Genomic DNA, 16,943 nt, shown 5'->3' with positions numbered 1-16,943 from the left:
ATTCAATTTTTTTTAAAAATCTACATTAACACCTAAAACAAATGTTCTTGGTCTTGGGTAGAAATTATTGTCAATACCTCCAGTGATTTCAGGATCTAATCCTTCATAATCTGTTATGGTTGCAACATTTTGTACAGAACCATATAATCTTAGAGATACATCTTTAATGGCATTATCTAAAGTGTAACCTAAAGTGATGTTATCTATTTTGAAGAAAGAAGCTTCTTCGATATAGTGGCTGCTTAAGAAATTCTTTTCATCAGCTTGGTTTACAAACCCATTGTCTAAATAACTCGAATGTAAGTTCCATAAAAAGTTATTTGTTGTTGGTATAACACCATTTAAATAAGATTGGCTAGAAGATACGTTATTGTATGCGTAGTTGCCAATATTAGCTCTTGTTACAACCGCTAAATCCCATTTCTTATAGCTTACGTTAGTGTTTAAGCCCATAATGATATCTGCATAAGGATCTTTAAATAGATACTTATCCTCGTCATTAATTATGTTATCACCGTTTCTGTCAACAAAAGCCCCTTCAATAGGTTTTCCGTTGTTGTCATAAACTTGTTGGAATACATAGAAGCTATAAGGTGCTTCACCTTCAGTATGCATTTGAATACTATTACCAGTACCACCACTAATTCCACCAACTTCTTGATTGAATGGTAGTCTTGTGATTTTGTTGTCGTTGAAGGCTACGTTGTAACTGATTGACCATTCGAAGTCATCCGTTTTAACAGGAATTACGTTAAGTGCGAATTCAACACCACGGTTTTCCATATCACCAATATTCTTTTCGATTCGAGCTCCAAAGTTTGTAAACGGATCTACAGAAGCAGGCGCGATTAAATCTTTAGTTTGCTTTTGGTATAAGTTCACAGAACCTGAAACACGTCTGTCAAATAAACTATAGTCTAATCCAAGGTTAAGTGTGTTACCAATTTCCCATCTTAGGTTTTCGTTTAAAGGATCTGGTCTGTAGGTTTGATAGAAAGTGTCTCCGAATTGATAATTAGCAGAAGATTGACTTCCTGTATATCTTGTTAAGAATAAATAATCTCCTAAACCATTAACGTTACCAACTTCACCATAACCAACACGAAGCTTAAGTTCGTTTACTTTATCACTTTTTATGAAGTCTTCATTGTGAATATTCCAGGCAAGTGCTACAGAAGGGAAGTATCCCCAACGATCATTCGGATTTAATTTTGAAGATGCGTCTGCTCTTAAAGTCGCCGTTACTAAATATTTACTATCGAAATCGTAGTTTAAACGACCAAAATATGATAATAATACGTTTTTAGATTTATCTATGAATTCAAAGTCGTTTCCTTGCGCTTCGGCGATACTACTATAACTGTAGTTGTCATATTCAAAAGATTGGTATGAGTAACCTGCCACAGCAGTTATATTATGAATATCGTTTATTGATTTGTTATAGGTTAAATAAGAATCAAATAATTTATTAGTAGAAGTTTGAGAAAAAGTATTTCTAGAGCCATTCCAAGTGGGGTCAGCAGTAGGGATTAAATCTGAAACCAGTGTTCTTCCATTACTATTAGATTTATCAATACCAGTACTAATTGTAGCGGTAATATCAGGGAAGAAGTGCAGCTTATAATCTACTTTAGCGTTAAGAATATAACGTCTTACTTCAGCACTATCATCTCTTAAGTTTAATAAAGCAACTGGGTTAGTACCTGCTAAATTAGGTTTTAAATTTGTTGAAGAATCAATCCAGGAGAAATAACCTCCAAATGGAGAGTTTGTATCATAAACGGGTTGTGTTGGATCGAATGTATTTGCGTTTGAAATCGCTCCTCTATCTGCAAAAAAGTTTTCTGTATAATTACCTCTTGCGCTAATATCAAATTTTAAGTGGTCGTCTAAAAACTTAGGAGATAAGTTGATAGACGCTGTTGTTCTTTTGAAGTTATCTCTTTTAAGAATACCGTCATGATCAGAATGACCTAAAGAAGCTCTCATTGGAATTCCGAAAGCCTTACCTAAAGCACTGAAAGAGTGATCTTGACCAAATGCCGTATTGTAAATTTCATCTTGCCAATCTGTATTTGCATTTCCTAACAATCCTATAGTATTTGCATCTGCGTTTGGATGATTGATAACCACATTTCTGAATTCATCTGCAGTAAGGACATCTACTTTGTCAATTGCCGAATGTATAGAAGAAGAGGTTGTTGCACTAAATTTAAACCCAGTGTCTTTACCTTTCTTCGTGGTAATCATAATAACACCGTTAGCTGCTCTGGAACCATAAATAGAAGTTGCAGAAGCATCTTTAAGCACAGTCATGCTTTCAATATCATTCGGGTTTATAAGGTTAAGTGGGTTTCTAGATCCACCAACACCACCTTGATCTAAAGGCATTCCGTCTAATACGATTAATGGATTACTAGATAGTGATAGGGAACCATTTCCTCTGATTACTATATTTTGTCCATCACCAGGAGCACCACTAGCAGATGTTACTGATACACCAGCTATTTTACCTGAAATTAATTGTTGTGCGGAAACTAAAGGACCTTGATTAAAATCTTCAGACTTCAATAAATCCGCTGCTCCAGTAAGGTCTTCTTTTCTAACTGATCCATATCCAATCAAAAGAACTTCTTCTAACTGCGAAGCATCTTCAGCTAAAGCTACGATTATTGGTGTTTGACCATCAAATACAAACTCTTGTGAGGTATAACCAATATAAGAAATCACTATAACTTCACCCTGACTTGCCTCTAAAGAAAAATTACCATCAAAATCAGTTGCTGTTCCTCTAGAAGTTCCTTTAATAATGACATTTACGCCTGGCAAAGGCATGGCATTTGCTTTATCTGTCACAGTTCCAGTGGCCATTGTTTGAGCCATCAAGGTTGCTGGGAGTAAAATGAGACAGAATAATAAAGCATTTAAAATTGTTTTCATACAATGTATTTAAGTTAATTGCTTAGTAAATCGATTTATATTTTCACTTCTTGGGTTAAATCTATGTAAAATTAATGGGTTTGTGAGGTTTAGAAGGGTGACGGAAGTCACGAAAACGTTTTCGTGTTAAAAACTTTTTCAAAAACCGCACTATTAGTAGTATAAGAATGAAAAATTTAGCATTTAATATTAAAGATAGCCAAATATTATCAAGTCGTAAATATAAAATTTAATTAAGACTTATTTTCGTTTTATCTTAGCGTTAATTATGAAACGAAAAATAACTCTTAAACAAATTGCACAAGAACTGGATGTTTCTATATCCACGGTTTCTAAGGCATTAAGAAATAGTGCTGAGATTAGTGACGACACGAAGCAGAAGGTTCAAGCCTTTGCGAAACTCTATAATTACAGGCCTAATAATATTGCTCTGAGTCTTAAAAACAGACGAACAAATACCATAGGTATTATCATTCCGGAGATTGTTCATCATTTCTTTTCAAACGTTATTAGTGGTGTAGAACATGTGGCTAATAAAAGAGGCTACAACGTAATTATAGGTTTGTCTAACGAGTCTTTTTCTAAGGAGGTAATTAATATGGAAATGCTTGCCAATGGTAGCATTGATGGCTTCATCTTGTCTATTGCCAAAGAGACACAGAAACTACAAGATTATCATCATTTTAATGAGACTATGAGTCAGGGTATGCCTATAGTGATGTTCGATCGTGTGGTAGCAGAGATTAACTGTGACAAGGTTATTGTTGATGATTTTAACGGAGCAAAAAAAGCGGTTGAAAAACTCATAAAGAACAATTGTAAATCTATTGCCTTAATTACTACGAATGACTATGTTAGTGTAGGTAAACTAAGGACTCAAGGGTATTTGGAAGCTTTTGAAGAAAACGGAATAACGGCAGAGCCAAAGTTGATTTTAAAAATAGATGATACTCTCGATAATGAAACGCAATTAGATGTTTTAGAGAATGAAATTGAACAACTTTTTAAATCGAATAAGTCTATAGATGGTGTTTTTGCGGTGAACGAACTTTATGCCTTGTTAGCAATGAAGGTAGCGACAAAGCTGGGATTGGAAGTGCCTGAAGATGTTCAGGTTATTGGGTTTACAGATGGTGTTTTATCAAAGCATTCTACCCCAAGGTTAACTACGGTTAGGCAACATGCCCATCGTATGGGTGAAATGGCAGCCCAACTCTTAATAGATAAATTAGAAAGTGAATATGATACTATAGATGAAGAGTTTCAAACGGTTGTTATTCCTACAGAATTAATTGAGAGAGAATCGACCAAATAAAGAATTAATAGTGTTGTTCTAAAATCTTTTATATCTTTACGGCCTTATTCGAAACTTATATTTTCACTTCTACACATAAGTTTTGATAAGCTAAGCTTGTCAGAATAGTATTAATTAAAACATACTATTTCATGAAAAAGCGCACCTTAGGTTTTTGGGAAATCTGGAACATGAGTTTCGGTTTCTTGGGGATCCAAATGGGTTTTGCTCTGCAAAACGCCAACGCAAGTAGAATCTTACAAATATTTGGAGCAGACGTACACGAATTGTCATGGTTTTGGCTAATAGCACCAATCATGGGTTTGGTTGTACAACCAATTATTGGTCATTATAGTGATAATACTTGGACCAGATACGGACGAAGAAAACCCTTTTTTCTATTAGGAGCTGTTTTAGCTTCGGTAGGAATGATTCTTATACCACAAGCAGATTTTATGATTGCCATACTACCAGCTCTTTGGGTTGGCGCAGGTATGCTAATGATTATGGATGCATCCTTTAATATCGCTATGGAGCCTTTTAGAGCTTTAGTAGCAGATAATTTATCAGACGAACAAACCACAAAAGGTTTTAGTATTCAAACTGCTTTAATAGGAATTGGAGCTGTTATTGGATCTTGGTTACCTTGGGTGTTAACTAATTGGTTTAATTTTGCTCAAACTTCCCCAGATGGTTCCGTTCCAGATAACTTATTATGGTCTTTTATCATCGGTGCTATAGTTTTAATAGGTTCCATTTTAGTTACTATTTTCACAACTAAAGAATATACGCCACAGGAACTAGAGCAATTTGAAGCTCACAAAACTGGTGTAGAATCCGTATTAGAAGTAGAAAAACCTAAAGCTAAGCTTACAGACATTTTTAAAGATTTTAGTACCATGCCAGAAACTATGCGCCAATTAAGTTGGGTGCAATTTTTTTCTTGGTTTGCACTCTTTGGAATGTGGGTGTTTTCAGTTCCAGCAATTGCACAACATATTTATGGTCTGCCTCCAAGCGATTCAAGCAGTGAACAATATCAAGAAGCAGGAAACTGGGTTGGTATTCTATTTGGTGTCTATAATGGGGTGTCTGCAATAGTCGCATTTTTACTTCCGGTTGTTGCAAAAAAAATAAGTAGAAAGAAAACACATGCCTATTCCTTATTCGCAGGTGGTATTGGGTTGATTTTAATTTACTTCACGTCTAATGATTATTGGTTACTGCTTCCAATGGTACTTATCGGAATTGCATGGGCGAGTATATTATCTATGCCATACGCGATGCTAGCAGGTTCTATTTCACCAAAGAAAATGGGAGTTTATATGGGGATATTCAACTTCTTTATTGTAGTTCCTCAGATTATTAATGGAATTATCGGAGGGCCATTAGTAAAATACGCTTACGGAAATCAAGCCATTTTTGCAATTGTAGTAAGTGGTGTCAGCTTAATTATTGCTGGCTTATTATCATTTAAGATAAATGACAGAACAGATTTAATTACTAAGACAAATTAATGAAAAAGAAAGGATTCATATTCGATCTCGATGGTGTTATTGTAGATACTGCAAAATACCATTTCTTAGCTTGGCAGCAGTTGGCTAAGGGTTTAGATATCAATTTTACAGAAGAAGAAAATGAACAATTAAAAGGGGTTAGCCGTGTGCGCTCTTTAGAAAAAATATTGGCATGGGGAAATAAAACCATTTCTCAGGAGATGTTTGAAAGTCTTATGGCGAAGAAGAACGAGGAATATTTGAGCTATATCGCCGATATGGATAGTGAGGAAATATTGCCAGATGTTCCAAGAGTTTTAAAAACATTAATAGATGGAAACCAGCCCATTGCTTTAGGTTCGGCAAGTAAGAATGCAAGAACCATTTTAGAACGTGTGAATTTAAAATCACAATTCGATGCGATTGTCGATGGAAACGATGTTAGCAAAGCAAAACCAGATCCGGAAGTGTTTTTAATTGCGGCGCAACAAATTAATATGAAACCAGAAGATTGTATTGTCTTTGAAGATTCAGTAGCAGGCGTAGAAGCGGCTAATACGGCCAATATGATTTCCATAGGCATAGGCAGCAAAGACGTTTTAGGTCATGCTAATTATGTGTTCAATGATTTTACAGAAATCTCAGATGATTTTATAAAATCCTTAATAGAAAAATAATCAGAAATAAAAGGTCTTAAATACGGACTTTAAAAAATATTATAATGAACTTAGATTATATCATTCCCAATAAATGGTCAATTCTCGAAGAGGGATTCGATCCAGATCATGTAAAAGCATCAGAGAGTTTATTCAGCATCGGAAATGGTGCTATGGGACAACGTGCTAATTTTGAAGAGAAATATTCAGGTCCAACCTTTCAAGGATCTTATATCGCAGGTGTTTATTATCCAGATAAAACTAAAGTAGGTTGGTGGAAAAATGGTTACCCAGAGTATTTCGCAAAAGTATTGAATGCTCCAAGTTGGATTGGTATTAACGTGACTATCAATGGTGAGGAGCTCGATTTATTTGCTTGTAAAAGCGTCAAAAACTTTCGTCGAGAACTAAATATGAAGGAAGGTTGGTTATCACGTAGTTTCGTGGCAACTCTTCAAAATGATATCGAAGTTGAGGTTAGTTCTAAAAGATTCTTAAGCTTAGATTTAGATGAAGTTGGTGCGATCAACTTCAGCATTAAACCTCTAAATTCTGATGCAGAGATTACATTTCAACCTTATATAGATGCAGGTATCACAAATGAAGATACCAACTGGGATGATAAGTTTTGGGATGTATTGAATGTAACTCGTGAAAATAATCAAGCATTCATTCAGGCTAAAACCATGAAAACAGAATTTCATACCTGCACCTTTATGGAATCGCAGGTATATGTTGATGGTGAATTGCTTTCAAACGAACCAACTTTTACAGAAGGTACTAGTTACGCAGCATTCAGCTATACGAATAAGGTAAAGCAAAACGAAACCTATTCCATTCATAAGTTTGGTGGTTATACTGTAGATCGTAATCATAGTAAAAATGAATTGATTTCGGCTGCTAAAAAATCCTTAGAAAAAGCGAAAACAACGGGTTTTACTCAAATGTTAGAAGACCAAAAACAAGCTTGGGCTCAGATTTGGGACATGGCAGATATTACCATTGATGGCGATGTTAAAGCACAGCAAGGTATTCGTTTTAATATTTTCCACCTTAATCAAACCTATTTAGGAACTGATGCGACTTTAAATATTGGACCAAAAGGATTCACGGGTGAAAAATATGGTGGAAGTACGTATTGGGATACGGAAGCGTATTGTATTCCTTTTTATATGGCGACCAAAGATCAGGAAGTAGCGAGAAATTTATTGACGTATCGTTATAATCATCTTGAAAAAGCAATAGAAAATGCTGAAAAATTAGGCTTTACAAATGGCGCAGCATTATATCCAATGGTAACGATGAATGGTGAAGAAAGCCATAACGAATGGGAAATTACCTTTGAAGAAATCCACAGAAATGGAGCCATTGCATACGCGATTTTTAATTACTATAGATATACAGGTGATTTTAGCTATATCCCAGAAATGGGTCTTGAAGTTCTAATCGCAATTGCGCGTTTTTGGCATCAAAGGGCCAACTATTCAACTCAAAAAAACAAGTATGTCATTCTTGGTGTAACCGGTCCGAACGAGTACGAAAACAACGTGAATAATAATTGGTATACTAATTACATTGCAGAATGGTGTATTAATTATGCTATAGAAATGATTGATAAAGTTAAGGCTGGTCATCCTAACGATTACAAACGAATTTCTGGTAAAACTAAAATTACACATGAAGAAGTATCCGCTTGGAAGAAAGTAGCCGATAATATGTATTATCCATATTCAGAAGAGCATAAAGTCTATCTTCAGCAAGATGGTTTCTTAGATAAAGAATTAATTACAGTTGAAGATTTAGACCAATCTCAACGACCAATTAATCAAAAATGGTCTTGGGATAGAATCTTACGTTCACCTTATATTAAACAAGCCGATACACTTCAAGGGTTTTATTTCTTCGAAGATCAGTTTACCACCGAAGAATTAGAGCGTCATTTTGATTTTTATGAACCATTTACAGTTCACGAAAGTTCATTATCTCCATGTGTGCATAGTATTCAAGCGGCAAAATTAAACCGAATGAATCAGGCTTATACCTTCTATTTAAGAACCTCGCGTTTAGATTTAGATGATTATAATCACGAAGTTCATGAAGGTTTACACATTACGTCTATGGCTGGAACTTGGATGAGTATTGTTGAAGGTTTTGGTGGAATGAGAGTGAAAAATGATAGCTTATCTTTTGAACCTAGAATTCCAGAACAATGGAAAGGCTATTCTTTTAAAGTGAATTTTAGAAATCAGATTGTAAAGGTTAGTGTCAAGCAAAATGAAACTCAATTTGAGTTAGAAGGCGACAAAGAGTTACAGATAATGGTAAATGGGAAAGAAGTAACGATTAGCCCAGATAACTCTGTAGTTATTTAAATTGAGATTGATTGATAGTAATGAGAAATAATTGGTTGAAATATTTCGGGTCTTATGCACTCATAGGCTTAGTTGTGGTTTTGGCGGTGAGTTGTAATCAACCCGTTAAAAAGGCAGATCCCGTTGCAGATCATACGGAGTTTGTTCCTCATTGGGCAAAAACTGTAGTCTGGTATCAAATATTTCCAGAACGTTTCAGAGATGGCGATGTTAGTAATAATCCAACCGTAAATGATATTAAGGGAGCAGATCCTCAAGAACCACCTAAGTCATGGGAGATTCATCCTTGGGGAAGTGATTGGTACAAGCTTCAAGATTATGAAAAGGAAAACGGTGAAAATGAAACTTGGAAGCATTTGCTAAGACGACGATATGGTGGCGATCTTCAAGGAGTTATTGACAAATTAGATTATTTAAAGGATTTAGGAATAACGGCCATTTATTTAAACCCTGTGTTTCAATCGCCCTCATTACATAAATACGATTCTGAAAGTTATCATCATATAGATCCTAATTTCGGACCTGACCCGGAAGGCGATAGAAAACTTATTGCTACTGAAGATCCTTTAGATCCTTCAACTTGGGTTTGGACCAGTGCCGATGAATTAGCGTTAGAGTTAATTAGTGAAGCTCATAAAATAGGAATTCGAATCATTTTTGATGGGGTCTTCAATCATTTAGGCTACAATAGTTTTGCGTTTCAAGACGTCATTAAAAATCAAGAAAACTCAGCTTATAAAGATTGGTTTATAATTAAGTCTTGGGATGATCCAAAAACAGGATCAAAATTTGATTATGAAGGTTGGTTTGGAGTGAAATCGCTTCCAGAGTTAAAAGAAGATAGCACAGGTATAGTAGCAGGACCGAAGGAATACATTTTCAATGCCACCAAAAGATGGATGAACCCTAAAAACAAAGGCATTGAATATGGTATTGACGGTTGGAGATTGGATGTGGCCTTTTGTATTGGTCATCCGTTTTGGAAAGATTGGAGAAAATACGTGAAGTCAATTAATTCTGAAGCTTACTTAACTGCTGAAATAGTTGATGTTCCTAGTAAGGTGCAGCCATACATGCAAGGTGATGAATTTGATGGAGAAATGAATTATAATTTTGCTTTTGCATCTGCTGAGTTCTTTTTTAATCCAGATTCTACCAGCATATCGGCAAGTCAATTCGATTCTAAACTTAGAGAGTTAAGAGACTTATATCCAAAAGGGGTTGCTTATGTGTCACAGAATTTATTTGGTAGTCACGACTCCAATAGAATTGGTTCTCATATTGTAAACCGAGGTATTGAGAACTTTAGAAATTGGGATTCTTATTTTCAAACGTCAATGGGTATTAATAATCCAGAATATTCTACCCGTAAACCACAAAAGGAAGATATAGAACTTCAAAAGCTGTTTGTAATTATGCAAATGACATACGTCGGAGCTCCTATGATTTATTATGGAGATGAAGTTGGTATGTGGGGTGGAAATGATCCTGATTCTAGAAAGCCTATGATTTGGGATGATATAGACTATGAGGATGAAGTTCATAATGCTGATGGCTCCTTACATGATCCGGATACTGTAGAAATTAATCACGAATTATTTAATCATTATAAAAAGCTCATTCAGATAAGAAACGAGTACGAGGCTTTACAGTTAGGTATTTATAAAACGATACTGACAGATGATGAAAACGGTCTATTAATTTTTGAACGTAAACATGAAAGCCAGAGTATATTCGTTGTCATCAATAACAGTAATAAAGACCAAACTATCAGTAATTCTGATCTAAAAGAAGGTTGTTATGAAGACCTTATAGGTTCAATAAAATTCGAGAATATTGATAATATCGTAGTTCCTAAAAAATGGGGACTAATTTTAAAGCCATGTAATTAGAGTGTTTTAAAATCTCTAAACTTTTTTAAGAATAAAACACCATGAAATCACTAAAACACCTCATTATAGTTCTGTTTCTCATTAATATGTCGTGCCAAAATAGGACTTCAAAAGATGAGGCGACTTCACCATCTGTAACAGAAATAAGAAACGATATTGAACGAGTTGAACCTCCACATTGGTGGGTTGGTTTTAAAAATGAAAACCTTCAACTGTTGGTTAAACATCCTAATATTGGAAGTGCAACACCTAAAATTTCATATGCAGGCATTCGATTAAAAGAATTTCACGAAGCAGATAGTCCTAACTATCTCTTTTTGGATTTAGAAGTTGCTAATTCGGCAAAAGCAGGGAAGTTCAATATTGCTTTCCAATTAGAAGATGATTCAGAATTAATTCAAACGTATGAGTTAAAAGCAAGGGGGAAAGCTGCTGAAGATTATGTTGGTTTTGATAGTTCTGATGCTATTTACCTTATCACACCAGACCGATTTTCGAATGCTAACCCAAACAATGATGAAATAGATGGTTTATTAGAACAAGGTATTGATAGAACCGATGGGTATGCTAGACACGGTGGCGATTTACAAGGGATTACAAATCATTTAGATTATATAGAAGACTTAGGTTTTACAGCTGTATGGCCAAGTCCGGTTCTGACCAACGATATGCCAACGGGTTCGTATCATGGGTATGCTATGACTGATTTTTACGAAGTCGATCCCCGTTTTGGAACTTTTGAAGAGTATCAAAAATTGGCCGAGGATTTAAGAGCTCGAAACATGAAACTTATAATGGATCAGGTTGCCAATCATTGCGGACTGTACCATTGGTGGATGCAAGATTTACCATTTAAAGATTGGATAAACGACCAAGAAAATTACGAGCAAAATAAGGACGAATGGGACTGGAAAACCACTAATACTTCCAACCACAGACGAACAACAAATCAGGATCCTTACGCTTCAAATAAAGATTATTTAGAAATGGCAGACGGTTGGTTTGTTTCTGATATGCCAGATTTGAATCAGCGTAATCCGTTTATGGCCAACTATATTATCCAGAATAGTATTTGGTGGATTGAAACACTTCAGCTTGGTGGAATTCGTCAAGACACTTATCCTTATCCAGATAAAACATTCATGAGTCATTGGGCAGGCGCAGTTATGACTGAATATCCAAACTTTACGATTGTAGGTGAGGAGTGGAGTTATAATCCATTGTTGATTGGTTATTGGCAAGAGGGTCATATGAATCAAGATGAATACAAATCTAATTTAAAATCGACTATGGATTTCGCCATGCAAAAAAACATTGTCGATGCACTTAATGAGGAAGAATCTTGGGACAAAGGCCTCGTTAAAATGTACGAAGGTTTAGCGAATGATTTTGCCTATACCTCACCAAAAGACATTATGGTTCTTCCAGATAATCATGATATGAGTCGAATTTTTACGCAGCTAAATGGTGATGTTGTAAATACAAAAATGGCTTTAAGCTATTTATTAATGTTGCCAAGAATTCCACAATTGTATTACGGAACAGAAATCTTAATGGACGATTTTGATAATCCCGGAGATCATGGCTTAATTCGAACAGATTTCCCTGGCGGATGGAATGGTGATGCCGTAAATGCATTTACAGGAGAAGGATTAAAGGATGAACAAAAAGACATGCAGTTTTTCCTAAAGACTTTATTGAATTATAGAAAGCATAGTAAGGCGATTCATAATGGTAATACACTTCATTTTGCACCAGATGAAGGCACTTATGTTTTAGCACGAATTACAGACGAAGAAACCGTGGTGCATATTCTCAATAAAAATGAAAGCCCTCAAGAGTTGGATTTATCTCGATTTGAAGAATTAGAATTGGACGGCAAAATGCTGAGAAATATTATTTCTGATGATCGAATTCATTGGGGCAATTCTTTGAAATTAAATGCTAGAGGAAGTGTCATTCTAACCACAAAACTTCAAAATTAATCTCAGGAGAACGACTTAATTATCTACATATGAAACATATTATTTTATTCATAATCACCTTCTTTTCACTAGTTAGTCTTAGTGCTCAAAATGCGAGTCGAACGTTCAAAAAGGCTGAGCTCATTCAGGATACGCTTAAAGTTGAAGTTAATGATGGTCACTATAGCATTGTCGCTTATAATGATGCTATTGTTGAAACCACCTTTGTACCAAATGGTCAAGAATTTAATAAGGTTTCACATGCGGTCGTTTCTAAACCTGAAACCAACGCGATTGAATTCCTTAATGGAGAAAACGATTTATGGTTAAAAACGAGTGGAATTTCAGTAAACATTACTAAAACTCCATTTCAAATTTCATATTATTTCAAGGATAAATTAATCACTTCTGAAAAAGCAGGTTATAGTAAAAATGAGGAATTCGAAACTATAGAACTTAATCTCACAAAAGATGAAGTTTTATATGGAGGAGGAGCAAGAGCATTGGGAATGAATCGTCGTGGGAACCGACTGCAATTGTACAATAGAGCGCATTATGGTTACGAAACTCATAGTGAACTAATGAATTACACCATGCCTATTATAATGTCTTCAAAACAGTATATGGTTCATTTTGATAATGCACCAATCGGCTTTTTAGATTTAGATAGTAAAGGTGATAATACCTTGAAATATGAAACAATCTCTGGTCGAAAAACCTATCAAGTTATTGTTGGAGATTCGTGGTTAGATCTTATCGATAATTACACCGATTTAACTGGGAAACAACCTTTACTTCCACGTTGGGCTTTGGGGAATTTTTCAAGTCGTTTTGGTTACCATTCTCAGAAAGAAGTTGAAATGACCATCGATAAATTTAAGGAAGATGAAATTCCTGTCGATGCCATCATAATCGATTTATATTGGTTCGGGAAAGATATAAAAGGAACCATGGGGAATTTGGAAGTCTTTAAAGATTCATTTCCGGATTTTGAAGGCATGGTAAGAAAGTTGAACCATAAAGGCATTAAAACCATTACGGTTACAGAACCTTTCATTTTAACGACATCAAAAAAATGGGATGAAGCTGTTAAAGAAGATATCTTAGCCATAGACTCTATAGGAAAACCGGCTACTTACGACTTCTATTTTGGTAATACAGGACTCATAGATATTTATAAACCTGAAGGTGAGCAATGGTTTTGGAACATCTATAAAGGTTTAGCTGATAAGGGAATTGCTGGAGTTTGGGGCGATTTAGGAGAGCCAGAGGTGCATCCGGATTGGGTACAGCATCATACCGGAAGCGCCAACGAAGTTCATAATATTTATGGTCATGATTGGGCAAGATTGGTTTACGAAGGATATAATCATGACTTCCCAAATACAAGACCATTTATTTTAATGCGCGCAGGATATTCAGGTACACAGCGTTACGGTATGATTCCTTGGTCTGGGGATGTGAATAGAACTTGGGGTGGACTTCAGTCACAACCTGAAATTGCATTGCAAATGGGAATGCAAGGTTTGGCTTATATGCATTCGGATTTAGGCGGATTTGCAGGCGCCAATTTAGATGATGAGCTGTATATACGTTGGATGCAGTATGGTGTTTTTAATCCAATTTATAGACCGCACGCACAAGAAGAAGTGGCGAGTGAGCCTGTTTTTAGAAGCGATAAAGCAAAAGCACTTGCAAAAGAAGCTATTGAATTACGCTACAAATTACTACCATATAATTACAATTTGGTCTACCAGAATAATCAATCTGGAAAGCCTTTAATGCGACCATTGTTTTTTGAAGAACCAAATAATCCTGATTTATATAATTATTCAAAAACCTATTTATGGGGAAATGATATTTTGGTTTCACCAGTTTTAAAAGCTGGTAAGACAGAACAGGAGGTGTATTTTCCAAAGGACAATGTGTGGTTCGATTTTTACACTGACGAAAAAATCCAAGGAGGACAAACTAAATCAGTTCAGTTAAAGGAGAATTCAATTCCAACTTATGTGAGAGCTGGAGCCTTTATTCCGAAGGCTAATGTAGTTCAAACTACGGAAGATTATAAGGATGTTTATTATGATATTGATTATTATCACGATGCTTCAGTTCTAACAAGTAGTCGAAAAATCTATAATGATGATGGTAAATCGTCTACAGCGATTGGAGATGAAAATTATGAAATTTTAAATTTTGAAATGAACACCAACGGCTCTGTATTAGAATTTAAAATTACAGATGAAATTGGAAAAAACTTCAATCCTATAAATCGTGTGTTTTACTTAACTATTCATGGTTTAGACAAAAAATTAAGACGAATTAGGGTCGATGGTCGCTCTACAAAACATTGGTCTAAAACTTCAAATACATTACGAATTCCAATCGAAAGAAATTTTGGAGAAACATCAATCATAACTATAAAACTTAAAAAATAATCCCAATGAAAACGATAAAAGGTCTTACCGTATTATTAGTTATCCTAAGTATCTTTGGATGTGAAAACGAAACTAAAACGATTGCACCGCAGGAAGAAATGGCAATCCAACTAAAGAAAAAGGAAGTCGTTTATCAAGTGTTTACACGTTTGTTTGGGAATACAAACACCACGAATAAAGCTTGGGGAACATTGGAAGAAAATGGCGTTGGTAAGTTTAACGATTTTACCGACAAAGCGCTTAATGAAATAAAGGATTTAGGTGTCACCCATATTTGGTACACAGGAGTTCCGCATCATGATGTGATTAAAGATTATACGAAATATGGCATTTCTAACGACGATCCGGATATTGTTAAAGGTCGCGCTGGTTCGCCTTATGCGGTTAAGGATTATTATAATGTGAATCCGGATTTAGCTGAAAATGTTGAAAACCGATTAGAAGAATTCGAAGCATTAATTGAACGATCTCACAAAGCAGGCTTAAAAGTTATTATAGATATAGTTCCGAACCACGTAGCGAGAAACTACCAAAGTTTAACGAATCCTGAAGGGACAACAGACTTCGGTGCAGAAGATGATAAAACAGTGACGTATCACGTAAATAATAACTTCTATTATAATCCTGGAGAAGCTTTTAAAGTTCCAGAATGGAAGAATGGTTATCAACCTTTAGGAGGCGAAAAACATCCATTGGCTGATGGTAAATTCGAAGAAAACCCAGCCAAATGGACAGGAAACGGCTCGAGAGCTTCACAACCAGATATGAATGATTGGTACGAAACTGTAAAAGTGAATTACGGCGTAAGTCCAGATGGTAAAAAAGATTTTAATGAATTACCAGAAGGTTTCGATAATGAAGATTACAAAAAACACATCGAATTTTGGAAAGACAAAACCGTTCCAAGTTCATGGGTTAAGTTTAAGGACATCGCACTATATTGGACAGAAAAAGGAGTTGACGGCTTCCGCTATGATATGGCAGAAATGGTTCCTGTTGAATTTTGGAGTTATATGAACTCTCATGTTAAAATGAAGAATCCTGATGCGTTTTTATTAGCTGAGGTCTATAATCCAAGTTTATATAGAGATTATATTAAACGTGGTAAAATGGATTATTTATATGATAAAGTCCAATTGTACGACACACTAAAACATGTCATTCAAGGTCATGGAAAAACAGATCATATTCCACCAATATTGGATGAGTTAAGTGATATTGAACATCATATGCTTCACTTCTTAGAAAATCATGATGAGCAACGAATTGCAAGTCCTGATTTTGCTGGTAGCGCAGAAAAAGGAAAACCTGCTATGGTGGTTTCGGCAACTTCAAGCACAGCACCAACAATGGTGTATTTCGGACAAGAATTTGGAGAACCTGGAGCTGAGGATTTAGGATTTGGTGATCCTACAAGAACCTCGATTTTCGATTATGGTTCAGTGCCAAGCGTCGTGCGTTGGGTAAATGATAAGAAGTTTGATGGCGGACAGTCGACAAAAGAAGAGCTTGAGCTTCGTGATTTTTACAAACGACTATTAAACTTCACTATTAATAGCTCGGCTTTAGCTTCAAATTATCAAGATATTCACGCGTATAATCGCGAGCATACAGAAAACTATAATGATAAATTGTTGTCTTTTGTGCGTTGGAGTGACGATGAGCAACTAATCGTAATTTCAAACTTTGATGCTGATAATGCTTATGATTTCGATTTAAAATTACCTGAAAATGTAGTTCAGAAGTTAAAGCTTGAAGATGGTGACTATAAGGTAAAAGATCAATTGTATGATACCTATTCTTCAACCTTAAACGTTGAAAACGGGAAGGCACGTGTTAAAATAGAGATTAAACCTTTAGAATCATTTATTCTTAAAATTAAGTAATCCGT

At 35.3% G+C, this 16,943-nt stretch carries 9 protein-coding genes; 8 read left to right on the top strand and 1 reads right to left on the bottom strand.

The window, feature by feature from the left end; all coding sequences use genetic code 11:
- Positions 1-12: 12 nt before the first annotated feature.
- Positions 13-2,940, bottom strand: coding sequence for a SusC/RagA family TonB-linked outer membrane protein (locus DFQ11_RS01460; protein ID WP_110473857.1), 2,928 nt, complete (start codon positions 2,938-2,940; stop codon positions 13-15).
- A gap of 268 nt (positions 2,941-3,208) precedes the next feature.
- On the opposite strand from DFQ11_RS01460, the gene DFQ11_RS01455 reads away from it, so the two are divergent.
- From DFQ11_RS01455 to DFQ11_RS01420, 8 genes are all read left to right on the top strand, one after another.
- Positions 3,209-4,255 carry a LacI family DNA-binding transcriptional regulator gene (locus DFQ11_RS01455; RefSeq protein WP_110473856.1) on the top strand — a complete coding sequence of 349 codons (1,047 nt, stop codon included), beginning with the start codon at positions 3,209-3,211 and terminating at the stop codon, positions 4,253-4,255.
- A 131-nt stretch (positions 4,256-4,386) separates the two neighbouring features.
- Positions 4,387-5,751, top strand: coding sequence for an MFS transporter (locus DFQ11_RS01450; RefSeq protein ID WP_110473855.1), 1,365 nt, complete (start codon positions 4,387-4,389; stop codon positions 5,749-5,751).
- Positions 5,751-6,407 (top strand): beta-phosphoglucomutase, encoded by a 657-nt coding sequence (gene pgmB / locus DFQ11_RS01445; protein ID WP_110473854.1) that lies wholly within the window; start codon positions 5,751-5,753, stop codon positions 6,405-6,407. Before DFQ11_RS01450 ends, pgmB begins: the two co-directional genes overlap by 1 nt.
- A gap of 44 nt (positions 6,408-6,451) precedes the next feature.
- Complete coding sequence (locus tag DFQ11_RS01440; RefSeq protein ID WP_110473853.1) at positions 6,452-8,758, top strand: glycoside hydrolase family 65 protein; 2,307 nt, start codon at positions 6,452-6,454, stop codon at positions 8,756-8,758.
- A 20-nt stretch (positions 8,759-8,778) separates the two neighbouring features.
- On the top strand, positions 8,779-10,650 hold the full coding sequence (locus DFQ11_RS01435; RefSeq protein ID WP_110473852.1) for a glycoside hydrolase family 13 protein: 1,872 nt from the start codon (positions 8,779-8,781) through the stop codon (positions 10,648-10,650).
- A 41-nt stretch (positions 10,651-10,691) separates the two neighbouring features.
- Entirely contained in the window at positions 10,692-12,635 is a 1,944-nt protein-coding gene (locus tag DFQ11_RS01430; protein WP_110473851.1) for a glycoside hydrolase family 13 protein, read from the top strand.
- 29 nt (positions 12,636-12,664) lie between these two features.
- On the top strand, positions 12,665-15,052 hold the full coding sequence (locus DFQ11_RS01425) for a TIM-barrel domain-containing protein (RefSeq protein WP_110473850.1): 2,388 nt from the start codon (positions 12,665-12,667) through the stop codon (positions 15,050-15,052).
- A gap of 5 nt (positions 15,053-15,057) precedes the next feature.
- Positions 15,058-16,938: an alpha-amylase family glycosyl hydrolase gene (locus DFQ11_RS01420; RefSeq protein ID WP_110473849.1), complete on the top strand. Its 1,881-nt coding sequence runs from the start codon at positions 15,058-15,060 to the stop codon at positions 16,936-16,938.
- Positions 16,939-16,943 lie beyond the last annotated feature (5 nt).

This window comes from Winogradskyella epiphytica, from assembly GCF_003217215.1.
GTDB lineage: Bacteria > Bacteroidota > Bacteroidia > Flavobacteriales > Flavobacteriaceae > Winogradskyella > Winogradskyella epiphytica.
The sequence above is the reverse complement of the archived record's forward strand: the minus strand, read 5'-3'. Positions and strand labels throughout refer to the sequence as shown.